Source organism: Mesorhizobium sp. M0018 (assembly GCF_040323955.1).
In the GTDB taxonomy this organism is placed as follows: domain Bacteria; phylum Pseudomonadota; class Alphaproteobacteria; order Rhizobiales; family Rhizobiaceae; genus Mesorhizobium.
This window is the reverse complement of sequence record NZ_JAMYVL010000005.1, coordinates 312,500-329,721: the sequence shown is the minus strand read 5'-3', so window position 1 is coordinate 329,721 and position 17,222 is coordinate 312,500. Positions and strand designations below refer to the sequence as shown.

Genomic DNA, 17,222 nt, shown 5'->3' with positions numbered 1-17,222 from the left:
GCGCTCGTGTCCTCGAATGGCATCCCGAACCTCCCGGCGCAAAGCGCGCCAAACTGTTCGCGATGTCCTCGCACACCTGTTCGCGATGTCTCCGGTCCAAACACCCCCTTGAGGGGGAGATGTCCGGCAGGACAGAGGGGGGCGGTGAAGGAACTCAATCTCAATCCTTGCTGCTGGGGACCTGCATTCTTCCTATTTGCGAGAATTGATGCTCTGCCGTCAACCGCTATCTATTTTCTGCACAGCGGTTGCGTTTTCGCTCGCGTTGCCATCGCTCCCGCAAAGGCGGACAATGCCTCATCACGAACCAGGGAGAGAGACCATGATCGAATACGGTCATTTCATCGGCGGCAAGCGCATCGCCGGAACCAGCGGCCGCAAGCAGGACGTCATGCAGCCGATGGACGGCACGGTGCGCGGCACGGTGGCGCTGGCTTCGCAGGCGGAATTGCGCGCGGCGGTCGAAAACGCCAAGGCCGCACAGCCCGGCTGGGCGGCGACCAATCCGCAGCGGCGCGTACGCGTCCTGATGCGGTTCCTCGAGCTGGTCGCCAAGGAGTATGACGCGCTGGCCGAGATATTGGCGCGCGAACACGGCAAGACCATCGCCGACGCCAAGGGTGACATCCAGCGCGGCCTCGAAGTGGTCGAGGTCTGCATCGGTGCGCCGCATATGATGAAGGGCGAGTTCACCGATGGCGCCGGCCCCGGCATCGACGTCTATTCGATGCGCCAGCCGCTCGGCGTCGTCGCCGGCATCACGCCGTTCAATTTTCCGGCGATGATCCCGCTGTGGAAGATCGCGCCGGCCATCGCCTGCGGCAATGCCTTCATTCTCAAGCCGTCCGAACGCGACCCGGGCGTGCCGATGCGCATTGCCGAACTGTTTATCGAGGCCGGTCTGCCGGCGGGCATCCTCAATGTCGTCAATGGCGACAAGGAAGTGGTCGACGCCATCCTCGACGATGCTGACATCAAGGCCATCGGTTTCGTCGGCTCGACACCGATCGCCCAGTACATCTATTCGCGCGGCTGCGCGGCCGGCAAGCGCGTGCAGTGCTTCGGCGGTGCCAAGAATCACATGATCATCATGCCGGATGCCGACATGGACCAGACCGTCGACGCGCTGATCGGCGCCGGCTACGGCTCGGCCGGCGAGCGCTGCATGGCGATCTCGGTGGCCGTCCCGGTCGGCAACGACACCGCCAACCGGCTGATGGAAAGACTGGTGCCGCGCGTCGAGAGCCTGAAGGTCGGTCCGTCGACGGATTCTTCCGCCGATTTCGGCCCGCTGGTCACGGCGCAGGCGCTGGAGCGGGTCAAGTCCTATGTCGACACCGGTGTCAAGGAAGGCGCCAAGCTGGTCGTCGACGGCCGCGGCTTCTCCATGCAGGGCTACGAGAACGGCTACTATATGGGCGGCTGCCTGTTCGACAATGTGACCGCCGACATGCGCATCTACAAGGAAGAGATCTTCGGGCCGGTGCTCTCGGTCGTTCGCGCACCGACCTACGAGAACGCCATCAAGCTCGCCAACGAGCACGAGATGGGCAATGGCGTCGCCATCTTCACCCGCGACGGCGACGCGGCGCGCGACTTCGCCTCGCGGGTTCAGGTCGGCATGGTCGGGATCAACGTGCCGATCCCGGTGCCGATCGCCTACTACACCTTTGGCGGCTGGAAGGCGTCCTCCTTCGGCGACCTCAACCAGCACGGGCCGGACGCGTTCCGCTTCTACACCAAGACCAAGACGGTAACGTCGCGCTGGCCGTCCGGCGTGAAGGACGGTGCCGAGTTCGTCATCCCGACGATGAACTGACCGAACGGTTTCCTGTCAGCGCGTCCTCGCCTTCGGCTTGGGGCGCGCGGGCCGGCGTGAAGGATGGCGCCGAATTCGTCACCCCGACGATGAACTGATCCAAATCGCAGAAAGCAAGAAAAGGCCCGGGCACCAAGCTCGGACCTTTTTGTCGCGGTCTTCATCGGCATGAACACTAATGTGATGGAACCAAGAAGGCAGCAATCTTCTTAGGTTGCAGTCCTGCCGCGAAGGAGATGCTGGCAGATCAACCAACGGCGCTGGTGACGGCTCCGGGGGATATCGTCCGGCGCAAAGGAGGTGTCAGATGGCACGTCTCATGGCGACTATAGCTTGCGCTGCGATGGCCCTTTCCGCCGTCCCGGCAATGGCTGCCGAGCAATGTGCGGCACGCGCCGATATGGTCAAGGCGCTCGGCGAGAAGTTTCATGAAAACCCGAGCGCGGTCGGTGTCGTCAATCCGAATGTGGTGCTTGAAGTCTTCGTTTCCGACAAGGGCACATGGACCATCCTCGCCAGCGACACAAAAGGTCAAAGCTGCGTGATTTCAGTCGGCGAAGGCTGGGAGAGCGCGATGACGAAAGCGGCGCTGCCAGGCACCTGAACGATTTATCACGGGTCTGCGCGCCTCGGCATGGCCGCGCGGCCTGTGGCTCATTCTTTCGGCGACAGCCGTAAAACGGATCTGCAGGCGCCCGCTTGGGCGCCTGCTTGCGCTTTTCCATTATCGATACCATATATCGAGAACATAATGGGAACATCTTAAATCGTTCCCACCAATGGCAGACCGGAACACAGAAAGGAACGACGCGATGATGATGACGTCGGAACCGGCCTGGATCGCTCCGGCAAAATGAGGCCGTCAAACCCCTCCTTTGCCGGAACGTGATGGCAAAGGAGGTGCCCTATGGCACGCAAATCGCTGTTGAGATGGGTGAAAACCCTGGTTCTTGCTGGCGCATTGGCGGTGGGTACGAACACCGCAGGCGCGCAATATCAACACTGCGTTGAACATGGCGAGCTCGTCGCCCATTTGAGCGAGAAGTTCCAGGAAAGGCAGTTTGCTTTGGGGCTGATCGGTCATGAGGCGGTCATGGAAGTCTTTGTCGCCGAGACCGGAACCTGGACCATCGTCGTCACCGATATCGCCGGCAGAAGCTGCATCGTCGCGGCCGGCGACAATTGGGAAAACGTGATGGCCCTGCCCGGCCAGGGCGCATGACGAAATGGCAGGCTCAGCGTGTGGCAGCTGCCTCGGCATGGCCGCGCAAAAGCGCCATCAGGCGCTTGGCGTCCTTGGCCGCGGCATCTTCGTCGCCGGCGAGGATCGAACGGATCAGTGCGACATGATGCTCGGCGGATTCGGCCAAGCCGGTATCGGCCTTGTAGCGGAACCAGAAGCGACGGCTATGGGTTTGCAAGGGTGCCGCCAGGCGCGCGGCGAACGGGTTGTCGGCAGCCAGGGCCAGCGCCTCGTCGAGCGCCTTGTCGGCCTGGATAAAGTAGAACACATTTTCCGAAATCACCGCCTTTTGCATGGCAAGGGCAGCGTCATGGAACAGGTCGGCGGCCTCGCGGGTGACGAAGCGGGCGGCCGAGCGGGCAAGCACCACCTCGACGCCACGGCGGGCGTCGAGGACACGCAGCCAGTCGCCGGGGTGAAGCGGCGCGATGGCGATGCCGGCGCGCGGCCGGACCTCGAGCAGGCCCTCCCAGGCCAGCCGCTGGATTGCTTCGCGAACCGGGGTGCGGCCGAGGCCGAGCCTGTCAATCAGCGCCCCCTCGGTGATGAAGCTCGCCGGCGCCAGTTCGAGAGTTACGATCATGTGCTCGAGCCTGCGGTAGGCCTTCGCAGTTGCCGGCTCGGAGCCCGGGCTGTCATATACCAATGCGGCATCTCCTGATATATTGTTGATATATCATATCAGATTCAACGTTGACAGCCGGCTTCTTAAGAAATATACGACTGATATATCAGATGGAGCGATCGACATGTGGGCCGGAGTCTTCCCCGCCGTTACGACCAAATTCACCGAGGACGACGGCCTCGACCATGCCGAGATGGAGCGCTGCTTTGCGCTGCAGATGGAGGCCGGCTGTGACGGCATCATCGTCTGCGGGTCGCTCGGCGAAGGCCCGATGCTGTCGCACGACGAGAAGATCGCGGTGCTGAAGACCGCGCAGAAGATCGCCGGCAAGAAACCGGTGCTGTTGACGGTCAACGAGGCCGGTACACGCGAGGCGGCGGCGATCGCGCGCCGCGCCGCCAAGGAAGGCGCCAACGGTTTGATGGTGGTGCCGAGCCCGATCTACCATACCAATGCCGAGGAGACGGTCGCGGCACTCAGCGCCGTCGCCGCGGCCGGCGACCTGCCGGTGATGATCTACTCCAACCGGCTTGCCTACCGCGTCGACGTTACCGTCGACCAGATGGAGGAGTTGGCGAAGGACCAACGCTTCGTCGCCATAAAAGAGTCCTCCGACGACATCCGCCGCTCGACCGAGATCATCAACCGCCTCGGCGACCGCTACGACCTGTTCACCGGCGTAGACAATCTCGCCTTCGAGGCGCTGTCGGTCGGCGCCATCGGCTGGGTGGCGGGCCTGGTCACCGCGTTCCCGCGCGAGACCGTCGCCATCTACCAGCTGATGCGACAGGGCCGCCGCGAGGAGGCGTTGAAGATCTACCGCTGGTTCCGGCCGCTGCTCGACCTCGACGTTTCGACCTATCTGGTGCAGAACATCAAGCTTGCCGAAGTGCTGGCGATCAACACCAACGACCGCGTGCGCATGCCGCGCCAGCCATTGTCGGGCGAGCGGCGCAAGGCAGTCGAAAAGATCGTCAGGGATGCGCTGGCGGTGCGGCCAGAGCTGCCGACATTCTGATCCAGTCGCTTTGAAGGCATTTGCAGATGTGCAGCGCGGCGCACGGCAATGAATGATAATGCTACGCTCGATGTCGCCATCATTGGTGGCGGCATCATCGGCATCTGCGCCGCCGCCCTTCTGGCAGAGGCGGGGCGAAACGTGACGATCTTCGATCGGACGGGGATCTGTGAGGAAACCAGCTCCGGCAATGCCGCTGCCTTTGCCTTCTCCGATGTGCTGCCGCTCGCCCACAAGGGCATGATCAAGCAGTTGCCGAAATGGCTCGCCGACCCGCTCGGCCCGCTCAGCATCCCACCCGCGTATCTGCCGAAGCTGCTGCCCTGGCTGGTCCGCTTCTGGCGCGCCGGCCGAAGCGACCGCTATGAAGCCGGCCTTGCCGCGCAGGCCGGGATGATGAAGCTCGCCGAGGCGGAATGGATGGGCTTGCTCGACCGTTCCGGCACACGGCCGATGCTGCATGAGGACGGCTCGCTGGAACTCTACGACAGCGAGACCGAGTTCAAGGCTTCACTGCCCGGCTGGGCGGCAAGGCAGCGCTTCGGCATCGGCTTCGGCCATGTCGAGGGGAGCGCTCTCACAGCCCTGCAGCCCGGTCTGTCGCCGCGCTTCGTCAAGGGAACGTTCGTGCCGGGGTGGAAAACCGTTGCCGATCCCAAGCTGCTTGGAAAGGCCTTGTGGGCCTATGCCGAGAGGTTGGGCGCCGTGTTCGAAAGGGCCCGGATCGAGCGTGTCGAGGCGGGACAGGACGGCGCGATCCTGACCACGGCCGACGGCACGCGGCGACGGGCGAAGCACGTCGTCATCGCTGCCGGGGCCTGGTCGCATCTGCTGGCGAGACATCTCGGCGACGGAATCCCGCTGGAGACCGAGCGTGGCTACAACACGACGTTGCCGAAGACTGCCTTCGACGTAAAGCGGCAATTGATCTTCTCCGGGCATGGCTTCGTCATCACGCCGCTCGAGACGGGCCTGCGCGTCGGCGGCGCGGTCGAACTCGGCGGCCTTGAGAGGCCGCCCAATTATGCGCGCTCGAAAGCGCTGCTCGAAAAGGCGCAGAAATTCCTGCCGGGACTGGATCCGGCCAATGGACGCGAATGGATGGGGTTCCGGCCGTCGCTGCCGGACTCGCTGCCGGTGATCGGGCGGTCGCAACAAACGCCGTCGGTGGTGTATGGTTTCGGCCACGGTCACCTCGGCCTGACCCAGGCCGCGGTGACCGGGCGCTTGATCCGCGAGCTCGTTCTCGGGCAGAATCCATCGCTCGATCTCGGCCCGTTCAGCCCGCAACGGTTTTGAGTTCGAAGACAGTCAGTTGGGAGCCGGCATGGCCAAGAATTCCTTCTTCTGCATAGACGGCCACACCTGCGGCAATCCGGTGCGGCTGGTCGCCGGCGGCGGGCCTTTGCTCAAGGGCTCGACGATGATGGAGCGGCGAGCGCATTTCCTGGCCGAATATGACTGGATCCGCACCGGGCTGATGTTCGAGCCGCGCGGCCATGACGTGATGTCCGGCTCGATCCTCTATCCGCCGACGCGTGAAGATTGCGACATCGCCATCCTGTTCATCGAAACCTCGGGCTGCTTGCCGATGTGCGGCCACGGCACCATCGGGACGGTAACTTTTGCCGTCGAGCATGGGCTGATCAAGCCGAAGACACCGGGCGTGCTCAGGCTGGATACGCCGGCGGGCGTGGTCGTAGCCGAGTACAGCCAAGTCGGCGACTATGTCGAGGAGGTGCGCATCACCAATGTGCCTTCCTTCCTCCATGCCGAGGCACTGACGGTCGAATGCCCCGGGCTCGGCGAGATCAGCGTCGATGTCGCCTATGGCGGCAATTTCTACGCCATCGTCGAACCGCAAAAGACCTATCGCGACATGGCCGACCATTCGGCCGGCGAACTGATCGCCTGGAGCCCGGTGGTGCGGCAGCGGCTCAACGAAAAATATACCTTCGTGCATCCGGAGAATCCCGGCATCAATACGCTGTCGCACATATTGTGGACCGGCGCGCCGACCAACCCGCAAGCCGATGCCCGCAACGCCGTCTTCTACGGCGACAAGGCAATCGACCGTTCGCCCTGCGGCACCGGCACCTCGGCGCGCATGGCGCAGCTTCACGCCAAGGGCAAGCTTGGGGTCGGCGACGACTTCGTCCACGAATCGATCATCGGGTCGCTGTTCAAGGGCAGGGTCGAGAAAGAGGTCACCGTCGCCGGCAAGCCGGCAATCATTCCGTCGATCGGCGGGTGGGCGCGGATGACCGGATTGAACACGATCTTCATCGACGACCGCGACCCGTTCGCGCACGGCTTCGTCGTCAAATAGAGAAAACGCTGACGCAAGCGAAAGAAAGAGAGCGCAAACGGATTGCCTTCGACGGCGCAACGATCCCGCTCATCAACTTATTTTGACGGCGATTTCTTCGAAATGGGTCGCATGCTGCGATTGAATCGTCAAAGACATTGCGTTAGGCCAATGGTAGGGTCCGCGATGGTCCAGGGGGCGGACGGGAACAAAACGGGCAATCGGACGACGTGCGGCGAAAACACGCGTAAAGATCGAAAAATCACGTTGCAATCCGGGCTCGAAACTTTACGACTAGGGAAAATACGAAAAGGAATGCGTCTGCATGGGCGACATTCCAGGGGAGCCACGACAGCATGCAGTATTTTGTCCAGCAGCTTATCAACGGGCTGACGCTGGGATCGATCTATGGGCTGATAGCGATCGGCTATACGATGGTCTACGGCATCATCGGCATGATAAATTTCGCCCATGGCGACATTTTCATGATCGGCGCTTTCACCGCGCTCATCGTTTTCCTTATCCTCGGTGCATTGTTCTATTCGCTGCCGATCGTCGTTGCGCTGCTGATCATGATGATCGTCGCGATGCTGCTGACCAGCCTGTATAACTGGACGATCGAGAAGGTGGCCTACCGGCCTTTGCGCGGTTCATTCCGGCTGGCGCCGCTGATCACCGCGATTGGCATGTCGATTGCGCTGTCCAATTTCGTCCAGGTGACGCAAGGGCCGCGCAACAAGCCGGTCCCGCCAATGGTGTCCAAGGTCTACAACATCGAAGGCATCAGCGTCTCGCTGAAGCAGATCATCATCGTCCTGGTCACCATAGTCCTGCTGGCGCTGTTCTGGTACCTGGTCAACAAGACCTCGCTCGGCCGGGCACAGCGCGCCTGCGAGCAGGATCGCAAGATGGCCGCACTGCTCGGCGTCGACGTCGATCGCACCATCTCGATCACCTTCATCATGGGCGCCGCCCTTGCCGCCGTCGCCGGCACGTTGTTCCTGATGTATTACGGCGTTGTGGTGTTTTCCGACGGCTTTACGCCCGGTGTGAAGGCGTTTACTGCCGCGGTGCTCGGCGGCATCGGCTCACTGCCCGGCGCCGTGCTCGGCGGGCTGATGATTGGCTTCATCGAAAGCATGTGGTCGGCTTATTTCTCGATCGACTACAAGGACGTCGCCGCCTTCTCCATCCTGGCGATCGTGCTGATCTTCCTGCCTTCCGGCATTCTCGGCCGGCCAGAAGTCGAAAAGGTCTGAGATCATGGCGGTTACCGTGTCTCCGGAAAGCACCGTCGTTGCCACCCCGGTCCAGCGCGCTTTTCGCGAAGCGCTCTATGCCGGCGCCATCTCGCTTGGCCTGTTCGTGCTGTTCATCGGCCTGAAAACCGACCAGAATATCTCCAACGAACTGATCCTGGTGCAACGCTGGGGCTTGCTCGCCGGCGTCGTGATCGCCACCATGGCAGGACGCTTCCTCTATGTCGCCTATGGCCAGCCCTTCCTGGCGAACCAGAAGATCGTCGACGTCGCCACCGGCCTGCTGCCGGTCAGCCTGGCTTCGCGATTCTTCCGCCTTCCCGCGTTCATCGTGGCGCTCGCCGTCGCCGTTATTCTGCTCGCGCTCAGCGGCTTTCTGACCGAGGCCTTAGGGCCGGAACTTTCCGATTTTGTGCGGTTCCTGCGGGCGCTCGCAATCATCTATGCGCTGGCTTGGCTGATATATCGGTTCCGGGCCTTCATTCACGCTCATTTCTCGGCATTGGGCATAACCGCACTGGCGCTCTACCCGATTATCGTGGTGTTGGTGCTGGCTCTATATGCCGGGTCGATGGCCGCCGGTTTCCAGGGCTCGCTGAAATATGTCGACAATTACGGCATCCAGATCCTGATCTACGTGATGCTGGCTTGGGGGCTGAATATCGTTATCGGCTTGGCCGGCTTGCTCGATCTCGGCTATGTCGCCTTCTACGCCGTCGGTGCCTACGCCTATGCGCTGCTCGGCACGCATTTCGGCCTCTCCTTCTGGATCCTGCTGCCCGCCGCTGGCCTGATGGCTGCGTTCTGGGGCGTGATGCTCGGCTTCCCGGTGCTGCGCCTGCGCGGTGACTATCTGGCGATCGTGACGCTCGCCTTCGGCGAAATCATAAGGCTGGTGATCATCAACTGGCGCGAGGTGACCAACGGCTCGGCCGGCATTTCCGGCATCCCGAAGGTGTCTTTCTTCGGCCTGATGTCGTTCAACGTCTCCGATCCGAACTACATCTCGAAGGTGCTCGGCATCGCCCAATCGGGTGCCTACTACAAGATATTCCTCTACTATTTGATCCTTGGGCTCTGTCTGCTGACGGCCTTCGTCACCGTGAGGCTCAGGCGTCTGCCGGTCGGCCGCGCCTGGGAAGCGCTGCGCGAGGACGAGATCGCCTGCCGCTCGCTCGGTATCAACACCACCACCACCAAGCTCACGGCCTTTGCCACGGGCGCGATGTTTGGCGGCTTCGCCGGCTCGTTCTTTGCCGCGCGGCAAGGCTTCGTCAGCCCGGAATCCTTCGTCTTCCTGGAATCCGCGATCATCCTTGCCATCGTCGTGCTTGGCGGCATGGGCTCGCTGGTCGGCATTGCCGTCGCCGCGATGGTGATGATCGGCGGCACCGAAATCCTGCGCGAACTGGATTTCCTCAAGACCGGCCTGAGTTGGGGCAACATCAAGGTTATACCCGGGTTCGGCCCCGACTTCACGCCGGAGCTTTATCGCATGCTGTTGTTCGGCATGGCCATGGTCATCGTCATGCTGTGGAAGCCGCGCGGCTTCGTCGGCAGCCGCGAGCCGACAGCCTTCCTCAAGGTGCGCAGGGCGGTGTCGGGGTCCTTCACCAAGGAGGGACACGGCTGATGAACGCGAGCCCCTCCGTGAACGATGCCATCCTGCAGGTCGATCATTTGTCGATGAAGTTCGGCGGTCTCGTCGCCATCGGCGACCTGTCGTTCCAGGCCAAACGCGGCGAGATCACCGCGCTGATCGGTCCCAACGGCGCCGGCAAGACCACCGTGTTCAATTGCATCACCGGTTTCTACAAACCGTCGGAAGGCATGATCACGCTCAATCGGCGCGACGGCTCGACCTTCCTGCTCGAACGTTTGCCGAACCATGAAATCCCGGCGCGGGCCAAGGTGGCGCGCACCTTCCAGAACATCCGCCTGTTCTCGGGCATGACGCTGCTGGAGAACCTGCTGGTGGCCCAGCACAACAAGCTGATGAAGGCGTCCGGCTATACCATTCTCGGCCTGTTCGGTTATAGCGGATACAGACAGGCTTCGGCGGAATCGGTTGAACTGGCCGAGCACTGGCTGGAAAAGGCCGATCTCGTCGACCGCGCCGACGATCCTGCCGGCGATCTGCCCTATGGCGCGCAGCGACGGCTCGAAATTGCTCGCGCCATGTGCACCGGCCCTGAGCTTCTGTGCCTCGACGAGCCGGCCGCCGGCCTTAATCCGAAGGAATCGGCGGCGCTCAATGCACTGCTGATGGACATCAAGGACAACACCGGCACGTCGATCCTTTTGATCGAACACGATATGGCGGTGGTTATGCAGATTTCAGACCATGTCGTCGTGCTCGAATACGGGCGCAAGATCTCCGACGGCAACCCGCAATCGGTGCGGACCGACCCGCGCGTCATCGCTGCCTACCTCGGCGTCGAAGACGAGGACGTCGAGACGGTGCTGACCGAAGTCGGCGACGAAGACGTCATCGAGCAATTGGATACGGGTCCGGATGCGGCCCACGGCCCAGGCACATCGTCTTCGTATCTCGCCGGACCGGTTGCCGACACGGTTGGCCACAGCGAGGGCGAACGCGTCACCGTGTCAAAGGGCGCTTCGAAAGCCGGGCAGATCGATGCAAGGTCGAGCGCCGCGGCAAAGTCCGGATCGCCGGCCAAAGCCAAATCGGCCGCGAAATCTTCTGCCGCAAAATCTTCCACTGCAAAGCCGGCCTCCAAGGCTCCGGTGAAGTCAAAAACTCCCGGCACCTCTAATCGGCGTGGGGGGCGGAAATAATGGCCGGCACAACGCTGCTCGATATCAAGGGCGTCCAGACCTACTACGGCAACATCAGGGCGCTGAACGGCGTCGATGTCACGGTCAAGCAAGGTGAGATCGTAGCGCTGATCGGTGCCAACGGCGCCGGCAAGTCGACGCTGATGATGACCATCTTCGGTGCTCCCCGCGCCCGCGCGGGTACCATCACATTCGCCGGTACCGACATCACCCAGATGCCGACCCACGAGATCGCGCGCATGCGCATCGCCCAGTCGCCGGAAGGGCGCCGCATTTTCCCGCGCATGACGGTGATGGAAAACCTGCAAATGGGCGCCAGCCTCGACAACCTCGAGCATTATGACGAGGACGTCGAGAAGGTGTTCACGCTGTTTCCACGCCTGAAGGAACGCATTGCCCAGCGTGGTGGCACGCTGTCCGGCGGCGAGCAGCAGATGCTGTCGATCGGGCGCGCGCTGATGGCGCGGCCGAAGCTGCTTTTGCTCGACGAGCCGTCGCTTGGCCTGGCGCCGCTGATCGTCAAGCAGATATTCGACGCTATCCGGGAGCTGAACCGCACGCAGGGACTGACCGTGTTCCTGGTCGAGCAAAACGCCTTCGGCGCTCTGAAGCTCGCCACGCGCGGCTATGTCATGGTCAACGGCAACGTGACGATGAGCGGCACCGGCAAGGAGTTGCTCGCCAATCCGGAGGTGCGCGCCGCCTATCTCGAAGGCGGCCATCACTGAGTTTCAGGAGACATCAATCATGCAGGGCATTGTCTATGAGGAACCCTCGATCTGGCAGTTCTTCTTCGTCACCTGCCTGCTCGGCGGCTGGGCGGCGTGGATGACGGGCAAGGCATGTGCGCAGACGTGGCGCAGCTTCGCCCAGTTGTTCGCCTACATGCTGGGGCTCGGCATCGGCGTAAGATTCATCCATCATGCGCTGTTCGGCGGAACGATGTTTTCGCTGCATTACTACGTGGTCGACACCATCGTGCTGATGATATTGGGCTTCATTGGCTACCAATACACGCGCACCAACCAGATGGTAACGCAGTATAATTGGCTTTACGAAAGAGCCTCTCTTTTGAGCTGGAAACCAAAAGGTTGACATTTATCATTAACGGCGCTTCAGGGATGAATCGGCGTGACAAGTGCCTGAAAATCGGCAAAGTACTCTTTCTGCGAGCAAGAGTGGGCATCGCATGAAAGCAACATCCACGCCCACTCGGTAAATGGGAGCGTTTCAATGAAAAAGTCACTTTTGTCCGCCGTCGCCCTGACCGCGCTTGTCGCGTTCAGCGGCAGCGCGTGGGCTGACATCCTGATCGGCGTTGCCGGTCCGATCACTGGCCCGAACGCAGCATTCGGCGCGCAGTTGCAGAAGGGCGCCGAACAGGCTGCCGCCGATATCAACGCGGCTGGCGGCATTAACGGCGAGCAGATCAAGATCGAGGTCGGCGACGACGTGTCGGATCCGAAGCAGGGCATCTCGGTCGCCAACAAGTTTGTCGCCGATGGCGTCAAATATGTCGTCGGCCACTTCAATTCGGGCGTCACCATTCCGGCGTCAGAGGTCTATGCCGAGAACGGCATTCTCGTCATCACGCCTTCCGCGACCAACCCGAAGCTGACCGAGCGGGGCCTGTGGAACACGTTCCGTACCTGCGGACGCGACGATCAGCAGGGCAAGGTTGCCGGCGACTACCTCGCCGCGCACTTTAAGGACGGCAAGATCGCCGTCGTCCACGACAAGACGCCTTACGGCCAGGGTCTCGCCGACGAAACCAAGAAGGCACTCAATGCTGATGGCGTGACCGAAGCCATGTATGAGGGCATCAATGTCGGCGACAAGGACTTCTCGGCGTTGATCGCCAAGATGAAGGATGCCGGCGTCAACGTCGTCTACTATGGCGGCCTGCACACCGAGGCCGGCCTGATTATGCGCCAGCTCGCCGATCAGGGTCTCAAGGCCCAGTTCATGTCCGGCGACGGCATCGTGTCGAACGAATTGGCCTCCATCGCCGGCGATGCCGTCGACGGCACGCTGATGACGTTCGCTCCCGATCCGCGCAAGAACCCGAACGCCAAGGAACTCGTGGAGAAGTTCCGCGCCGCCGGTTTCGAGCCTGAAGCCTATACGCTCTACTCCTACGCCGCGCTGCAGATCGTCGCCGCCGCCGCCAACAAGGTCGGCTCTTCCGACGACGCGCAGAAGGTTGCGGAAGAGATCAAGAAGAGTGGCCCGTGGAAGACCGCCATCGGCGACATCGGCTATGACGCAAAGGGCGACATCACCCGTCCCGACTACGTCATCTACACTTGGAAGAAGGGTGACGACGGCAAGTACACCTACTTCGAACAATAAGCCGGCAAACGCCTGCAGCCCAAAAAATGCCCGGCGCCTCGCGCCGGGCATTTTTCATTTGTCTTTTGCTTCATCGCATAGCCGCAAGGATTTAAATCGGTTTAGCCGACGTCTCCATTTTTGTTTGCACTGCAGCATTTTCGCGCTAATCATGTCCAGCAGTTCCCTTTCCCGCGTCCGGAGCCCTGTCCTTGGCAATCTCGAAGATCCTTGTCGCCAACCGCTCCGAAATAGCCATCCGCGTCTTCCGCGCGGCCAATGAGCTCGGCCTCAAAACCGTGGCGATCTGGGCAGAGGAGGACAAATACTCCCTGCATCGCTTCAAGGCCGACGAAAGCTACCAGGTCGGGCGCGGGCCGCATTTGGCCAGGGACATGGGGCCGATAGAAAGCTATCTGTCGATCGAGGAGGTTATCCGCGTCGCCAGGCTATCGGGCGCCGATGCCATCCATCCAGGCTACGGCCTGCTGTCGGAAAGCCCGGAATTCGCCGAGGCCTGCGCCACAGCCGGCATCATCTTCATCGGGCCAAAGCCGGATACGATGCGCAGGCTAGGCAACAAGGTCGCCGCTCGCAACCTCGCGATCGAAGTCGGCGTGCCGGTAATTCCCGCCACCGATCCCTTGCCGGACGACATGGAGGCGGTAAAGGAACTCGCCAAGACGATCGGCTACCCGGTGATGCTCAAGGCATCCTGGGGCGGCGGCGGCCGCGGCATGCGCGCCATCCGCTCCGAGGCCGATCTCGCGCGCGAGGTCATGGAAGGCAAGCGTGAGGCGAAGGCGGCTTTCGGCAAGGACGAGGTCTATCTCGAAAAGCTGATCGAGCGCGCACGCCATGTCGAGGTGCAGGTGCTGGGCGACACTCATGGCAACGCCGTGCACCTGTTCGAGCGCGATTGTTCGATCCAGCGCCGCAACCAGAAAGTGGTCGAGCGGGCGCCGGCGCCCTACCTCGAAATGTCACAGCGCGAGGAGCTTTGCGGCTACGCGCTGAGGATCGCGCGCGAAACCAGCTATATCGGCGCCGGCACGGTCGAGTTCCTGCAGGATGCCGATACCGGAAAATTCTACTTCATCGAGGTCAATCCGCGTATCCAGGTCGAGCACACGGTCACCGAACAGGTGACCGGCATCGACATCGTCAAGGCGCAGATCCATATCCTCGACGGCTTTGCCATCGGCACGGCGGAATCGGGCGTTCCGGCGCAGAAGGACATCAGGCTCAACGGCCACGCGCTGCAGTGCCGCATCACCACGGAAGATCCCGAGCATAATTTCATCCCCGACTATGGCCGCATCACCGCCTATCGCGGTGCCACCGGCTTCGGTATCCGCCTTGATGGCGGCACCGCCTATTCGGGCGCGGTCATCACCCGCTTCTACGATCCGCTGCTGGAAAAGGTAACGGCGTGGGCCCCGACGCCGGCCGAGACCATCGCCCGCATGAACCGGGCGCTGCGCGAATTCCGCATCCGCGGCGTGGCGACCAACCTCACGTTCCTCGAGGCGATCATCAATCACCCGAGCTTCGCCGACAATTCCTACACCACCAAGTTCATCGACACGACGCCGGAACTGTTCGCCAGTGTGAAGCGGCAGGACCGCGCGACCAAGCTGCTCAACTACCTTGCCGACGTTTCGGTCAATGGTCATCCCGAGACGCGCGGCCGGCCGCAGCCAAAGGCCGATGCGGCGCCACCGGTGGTGCCATATCTCAACGGCAATGTGCCTCAAGGCAGCAAGCAGAAGCTCGACGTGCTCGGGCCGGAGAAATTCGCCGCGTGGATGCGCGAGCAAACAGAGGTGCTGGTCACCGACACGACAATGCGCGACGGGCATCAATCCTTGCTCGCGACGCGTGTGCGCACCTATGACATTGCCGGAATTGCCGGCACCTATGCGCGTGCTCTGCCGCAGCTTTTGTCGCTCGAATGCTGGGGCGGCGCCACATTCGACGTCGCCATGCGCTTTCTCACCGAAGACCCATGGGAGCGGCTGTCGCTGGTGCGCGAGGCAGCACCCAACCTTCTGCTGCAGATGCTCCTGCGCGGTGCCAACGGCGTCGGCTATACCAACTATCCCGACAATGTCGTCCAGCATTTCGTCCGCCAGGCCGCTGCCGGCGGCATCGACCTGTTCCGGGTCTTCGACTGCCTGAACTGGGTCGAGAACATGCGCGTGGCCATGGATGCGGTCGGCGCCGAGGGCAGACTGATCGAAGCGGCGATCTGTTATACCGGCGACATACTCGATCCGGCGCGGGCCAAATACGATCTGAAATACTATGTCGGCCTGGCCAGGGAATTGCAGGCGGCAGGCGCCCATATCATCGCCGTCAAGGACATGGCTGGGCTTCTAAAGCCGAGCGCTGCCCGCGCGCTGTTCAAGGCACTGCGCGAGGCGACGGACCTGCCGATCCACTTCCACACCCACGACACATCCGGCCTGTCGGCGGCAACCGTGCTGGCGGCGGTGGAGAGCGGCGTCGACGCCATCGACGCGGCGATGGATTCGCTATCGGGCAACACCTCGCAGCCGTGCCTGGGTTCGATCGTGGAGGCGCTGAAGGGCACCGAGCGCGATCCGGGCCTCGACCCGCAGTGGATCAGGAATATCTCGTTCTACTGGGAGGCGGTGCGCAACCAGTATTCAGCCTTCGAAAGCGACCTGAAGGGGCCGGCATCGGAGGTCTATCTGCACGAAATGCCGGGCGGTCAGTTCACCAACCTCAAGGAACAGGCGCGCTCGCTCGGGCTGGAGACACGCTGGCACGAAGTGGCGCAGACCTATCACGACGTCAATCTGATGTTCGGCGACATCGTCAAGGTGACGCCGTCGTCCAAGGTCGTCGGCGACATGGCGCTGATGATGGTGAGCCAGGACCTGACCGTCGCCGACGTCGAGAATCCGGCGAGGGACATCGCCTTCCCGGATTCGGTGGTGTCGATGTTGCGCGGCGATCTCGGCCAGTCGCCGGGCGGCTGGCCAAAGCCATTGCAGAAGAAGGTGCTAAAGGGCGAAAAGCCGATCACGGTGCGGCCGGGTTCGCTGCTCAAACCGGCGGACCTCAAGGCCAGTCGCGCGGAGGTCGAGGAAAAGCTCGAGCGCAAGCTCAGCGGGTTCGAGTTCGCGTCGTGGCTGATGTATCCGAAGGTGTTTTCCGATTTTGCCGCCGCGCAGGAGACCTACGGGCCGGTCAGCGTGCTGCCGACGCCGACCTATTTCTACGGCATGAAGCCGGAAGACGAGATTTTCGTCGACATCGAAAAAGGCAAGACGCTGGTGGTGCGCTGCCTTGCCATCGGCGATGTCGACGAAAAGGGCATGGTCACCGTGTTCTTCGAGCTCAACGGGCAGCCGCGCCGGGTGAAGGTGCCGGACCGGGCGCATGGCGCGTCCGCTGCCAAGGCACGGCGCAAGGCGGAGCCGGGCAATGAGGCGCATGTCGGCGCGCCGATGCCTGGCGTCGTCTCGGCGCTTGCGGTCGCTGCCGGCCAGGCTGTGAAGGCCGGCGACGTGCTGCTGTCGATCGAAGCGATGAAGATGGAAACGGCGTTGCATGCCGAACGCGACGGCACCATAGCCGAGGTGCTGGTCAAGGCCGGCGACCAGATCGATGCCAAGGATCTGCTGATCGCGTTCGGGTGAAACAGGCCGGCATCGATAGGGCCTTGTCGGCGCCTGGCAGCAGCCCTTCATGCCGCATCGATAGTACCTTGACCCGCCGCGCCCGGTCGGGCATCGAACCGCTGCAATTCGCCGCTCGGGTCACCCCGAGTCGCGGCGAGAAACGACGC

14 protein-coding genes are annotated in these 17,222 nt (G+C 62.3%); 13 read left to right on the top strand and 1 reads right to left on the bottom strand.

The genetic code is table 11. From position 1 onward, the window contains the following. Nucleotides 1–322: 322 nt before the first annotated feature. From NKJ81_RS10100 to NKJ81_RS10090, 3 genes are all read left to right on the top strand, one after another. Nucleotides 323–1,819 carry a CoA-acylating methylmalonate-semialdehyde dehydrogenase gene (locus NKJ81_RS10100; RefSeq protein WP_352540332.1) on the top strand — a complete coding sequence of 499 codons (1,497 nt, stop codon included), beginning with the start codon at nt 323–325 and terminating at the stop codon, nt 1,817–1,819. Between the two features lie 307 nt (nt 1,820–2,126). Continuing rightward, nucleotides 2,127–2,423, top strand: coding sequence for a hypothetical protein (locus NKJ81_RS10095; RefSeq protein WP_352471247.1), 297 nt, complete (start codon nt 2,127–2,129; stop codon nt 2,421–2,423). Nucleotides 2,424–2,726: 303 nt separating this feature from the next. After that, nucleotides 2,727–3,041: a hypothetical protein gene (locus NKJ81_RS10090; protein WP_352471246.1), complete on the top strand. Its 315-nt coding sequence runs from the start codon at nt 2,727–2,729 to the stop codon at nt 3,039–3,041. A 13-nt stretch (nt 3,042–3,054) separates the two neighbouring features. Here NKJ81_RS10090 and NKJ81_RS10085 read toward each other — a convergent pair whose 3' ends face one another. Beyond that, the gene (locus tag NKJ81_RS10085) at nt 3,055–3,645 is read right to left on the bottom strand and encodes a GntR family transcriptional regulator (RefSeq protein ID WP_502893709.1); all 591 of its coding nucleotides are present in this window, start codon (nt 3,643–3,645) and stop codon (nt 3,055–3,057) included. Between the two features lie 166 nt (nt 3,646–3,811). On the opposite strand from NKJ81_RS10085, the gene NKJ81_RS10080 reads away from it, so the two are divergent. From NKJ81_RS10080 to pyc, 10 genes are all read left to right on the top strand, one after another. Beyond that, nucleotides 3,812–4,705 (top strand): dihydrodipicolinate synthase family protein, encoded by an 894-nt coding sequence (locus NKJ81_RS10080; protein WP_352471244.1) that lies wholly within the window; start codon nt 3,812–3,814, stop codon nt 4,703–4,705. 48 nt (nt 4,706–4,753) lie between these two features. Continuing rightward, the gene (locus tag NKJ81_RS10075; protein ID WP_352471243.1) at nt 4,754–6,004 is read left to right on the top strand and encodes an NAD(P)/FAD-dependent oxidoreductase; all 1,251 of its coding nucleotides are present in this window, start codon (nt 4,754–4,756) and stop codon (nt 6,002–6,004) included. A 28-nt stretch (nt 6,005–6,032) separates the two neighbouring features. Further along, nucleotides 6,033–7,034, top strand: coding sequence for a 4-hydroxyproline epimerase (locus NKJ81_RS10070; protein ID WP_352540331.1), 1,002 nt, complete (start codon nt 6,033–6,035; stop codon nt 7,032–7,034). Nucleotides 7,035–7,369: 335 nt separating this feature from the next. Further along, nucleotides 7,370–8,272, top strand: coding sequence for a branched-chain amino acid ABC transporter permease (locus NKJ81_RS10065; RefSeq protein WP_352454929.1), 903 nt, complete (start codon nt 7,370–7,372; stop codon nt 8,270–8,272). Between the two features lie 4 nt (nt 8,273–8,276). Beyond that, nucleotides 8,277–9,905 (top strand): high-affinity branched-chain amino acid ABC transporter permease LivM, encoded by a 1,629-nt coding sequence (gene livM / locus NKJ81_RS10060; protein WP_352471241.1) that lies wholly within the window; start codon nt 8,277–8,279, stop codon nt 9,903–9,905. Continuing rightward, nucleotides 9,905–11,071 (top strand): ABC transporter ATP-binding protein, encoded by a 1,167-nt coding sequence (locus NKJ81_RS10055; protein ID WP_352540330.1) that lies wholly within the window; start codon nt 9,905–9,907, stop codon nt 11,069–11,071. Before livM ends, NKJ81_RS10055 begins: the two co-directional genes overlap by 1 nt. Continuing rightward, nucleotides 11,071–11,799 (top strand): ABC transporter ATP-binding protein, encoded by a 729-nt coding sequence (locus NKJ81_RS10050; protein ID WP_352471239.1) that lies wholly within the window; start codon nt 11,071–11,073, stop codon nt 11,797–11,799. Before NKJ81_RS10055 ends, NKJ81_RS10050 begins: the two co-directional genes overlap by 1 nt. A 19-nt stretch (nt 11,800–11,818) precedes the next feature. After that, nucleotides 11,819–12,166: a DUF6867 family protein gene (locus NKJ81_RS10045; RefSeq protein ID WP_352471238.1), complete on the top strand. Its 348-nt coding sequence runs from the start codon at nt 11,819–11,821 to the stop codon at nt 12,164–12,166. A 138-nt stretch (nt 12,167–12,304) separates the two neighbouring features. After that, nucleotides 12,305–13,423 (top strand): branched-chain amino acid ABC transporter substrate-binding protein, encoded by a 1,119-nt coding sequence (locus NKJ81_RS10040; protein WP_352471237.1) that lies wholly within the window; start codon nt 12,305–12,307, stop codon nt 13,421–13,423. 191 nt (nt 13,424–13,614) lie between these two features. Then, nucleotides 13,615–17,073 (top strand): pyruvate carboxylase, encoded by a 3,459-nt coding sequence (pyc, locus tag NKJ81_RS10035; RefSeq protein WP_352540329.1) that lies wholly within the window; start codon nt 13,615–13,617, stop codon nt 17,071–17,073. Nucleotides 17,074–17,222: the final 149 nt, after the last annotated feature.

What these genes read in the sequence shown, in the direction of transcription:
- NKJ81_RS10065 (WP_352454929.1), top strand. Translation starts at nt 7,370, where the DNA reads ATGCAGTATTTTGTCCAGCAGCTTATCAACGGGCTGACGCTGGGATCG.
- NKJ81_RS10095 (WP_352471247.1), top strand. Translation starts at nt 2,127, where the DNA reads ATGGCACGTCTCATGGCGACTATAGCTTGCGCTGCGATGGCCCTTTCC.
- NKJ81_RS10075 (WP_352471243.1), top strand. Translation starts at nt 4,754, where the DNA reads ATGAATGATAATGCTACGCTCGATGTCGCCATCATTGGTGGCGGCATC.
- NKJ81_RS10055 (WP_352540330.1), top strand. Translation starts at nt 9,905, where the DNA reads ATGAACGCGAGCCCCTCCGTGAACGATGCCATCCTGCAGGTCGATCAT.
- NKJ81_RS10085 (WP_502893709.1), bottom strand. Translation starts at nt 3,645, where the DNA reads ATGATCGTAACTCTCGAACTGGCGCCGGCGAGCTTCATCACCGAGGGG.
- NKJ81_RS10050 (WP_352471239.1), top strand. Translation starts at nt 11,071, where the DNA reads ATGGCCGGCACAACGCTGCTCGATATCAAGGGCGTCCAGACCTACTAC.
- NKJ81_RS10090 (WP_352471246.1), top strand. Translation starts at nt 2,727, where the DNA reads ATGGCACGCAAATCGCTGTTGAGATGGGTGAAAACCCTGGTTCTTGCT.
- NKJ81_RS10040 (WP_352471237.1), top strand. Translation starts at nt 12,305, where the DNA reads ATGAAAAAGTCACTTTTGTCCGCCGTCGCCCTGACCGCGCTTGTCGCG.
- NKJ81_RS10080 (WP_352471244.1), top strand. Translation starts at nt 3,812, where the DNA reads ATGTGGGCCGGAGTCTTCCCCGCCGTTACGACCAAATTCACCGAGGAC.
- NKJ81_RS10070 (WP_352540331.1), top strand. Translation starts at nt 6,033, where the DNA reads ATGGCCAAGAATTCCTTCTTCTGCATAGACGGCCACACCTGCGGCAAT.
- livM (WP_352471241.1), top strand. Translation starts at nt 8,277, where the DNA reads ATGGCGGTTACCGTGTCTCCGGAAAGCACCGTCGTTGCCACCCCGGTC.
- NKJ81_RS10100 (WP_352540332.1), top strand. Translation starts at nt 323, where the DNA reads ATGATCGAATACGGTCATTTCATCGGCGGCAAGCGCATCGCCGGAACC.
- NKJ81_RS10045 (WP_352471238.1), top strand. Translation starts at nt 11,819, where the DNA reads ATGCAGGGCATTGTCTATGAGGAACCCTCGATCTGGCAGTTCTTCTTC.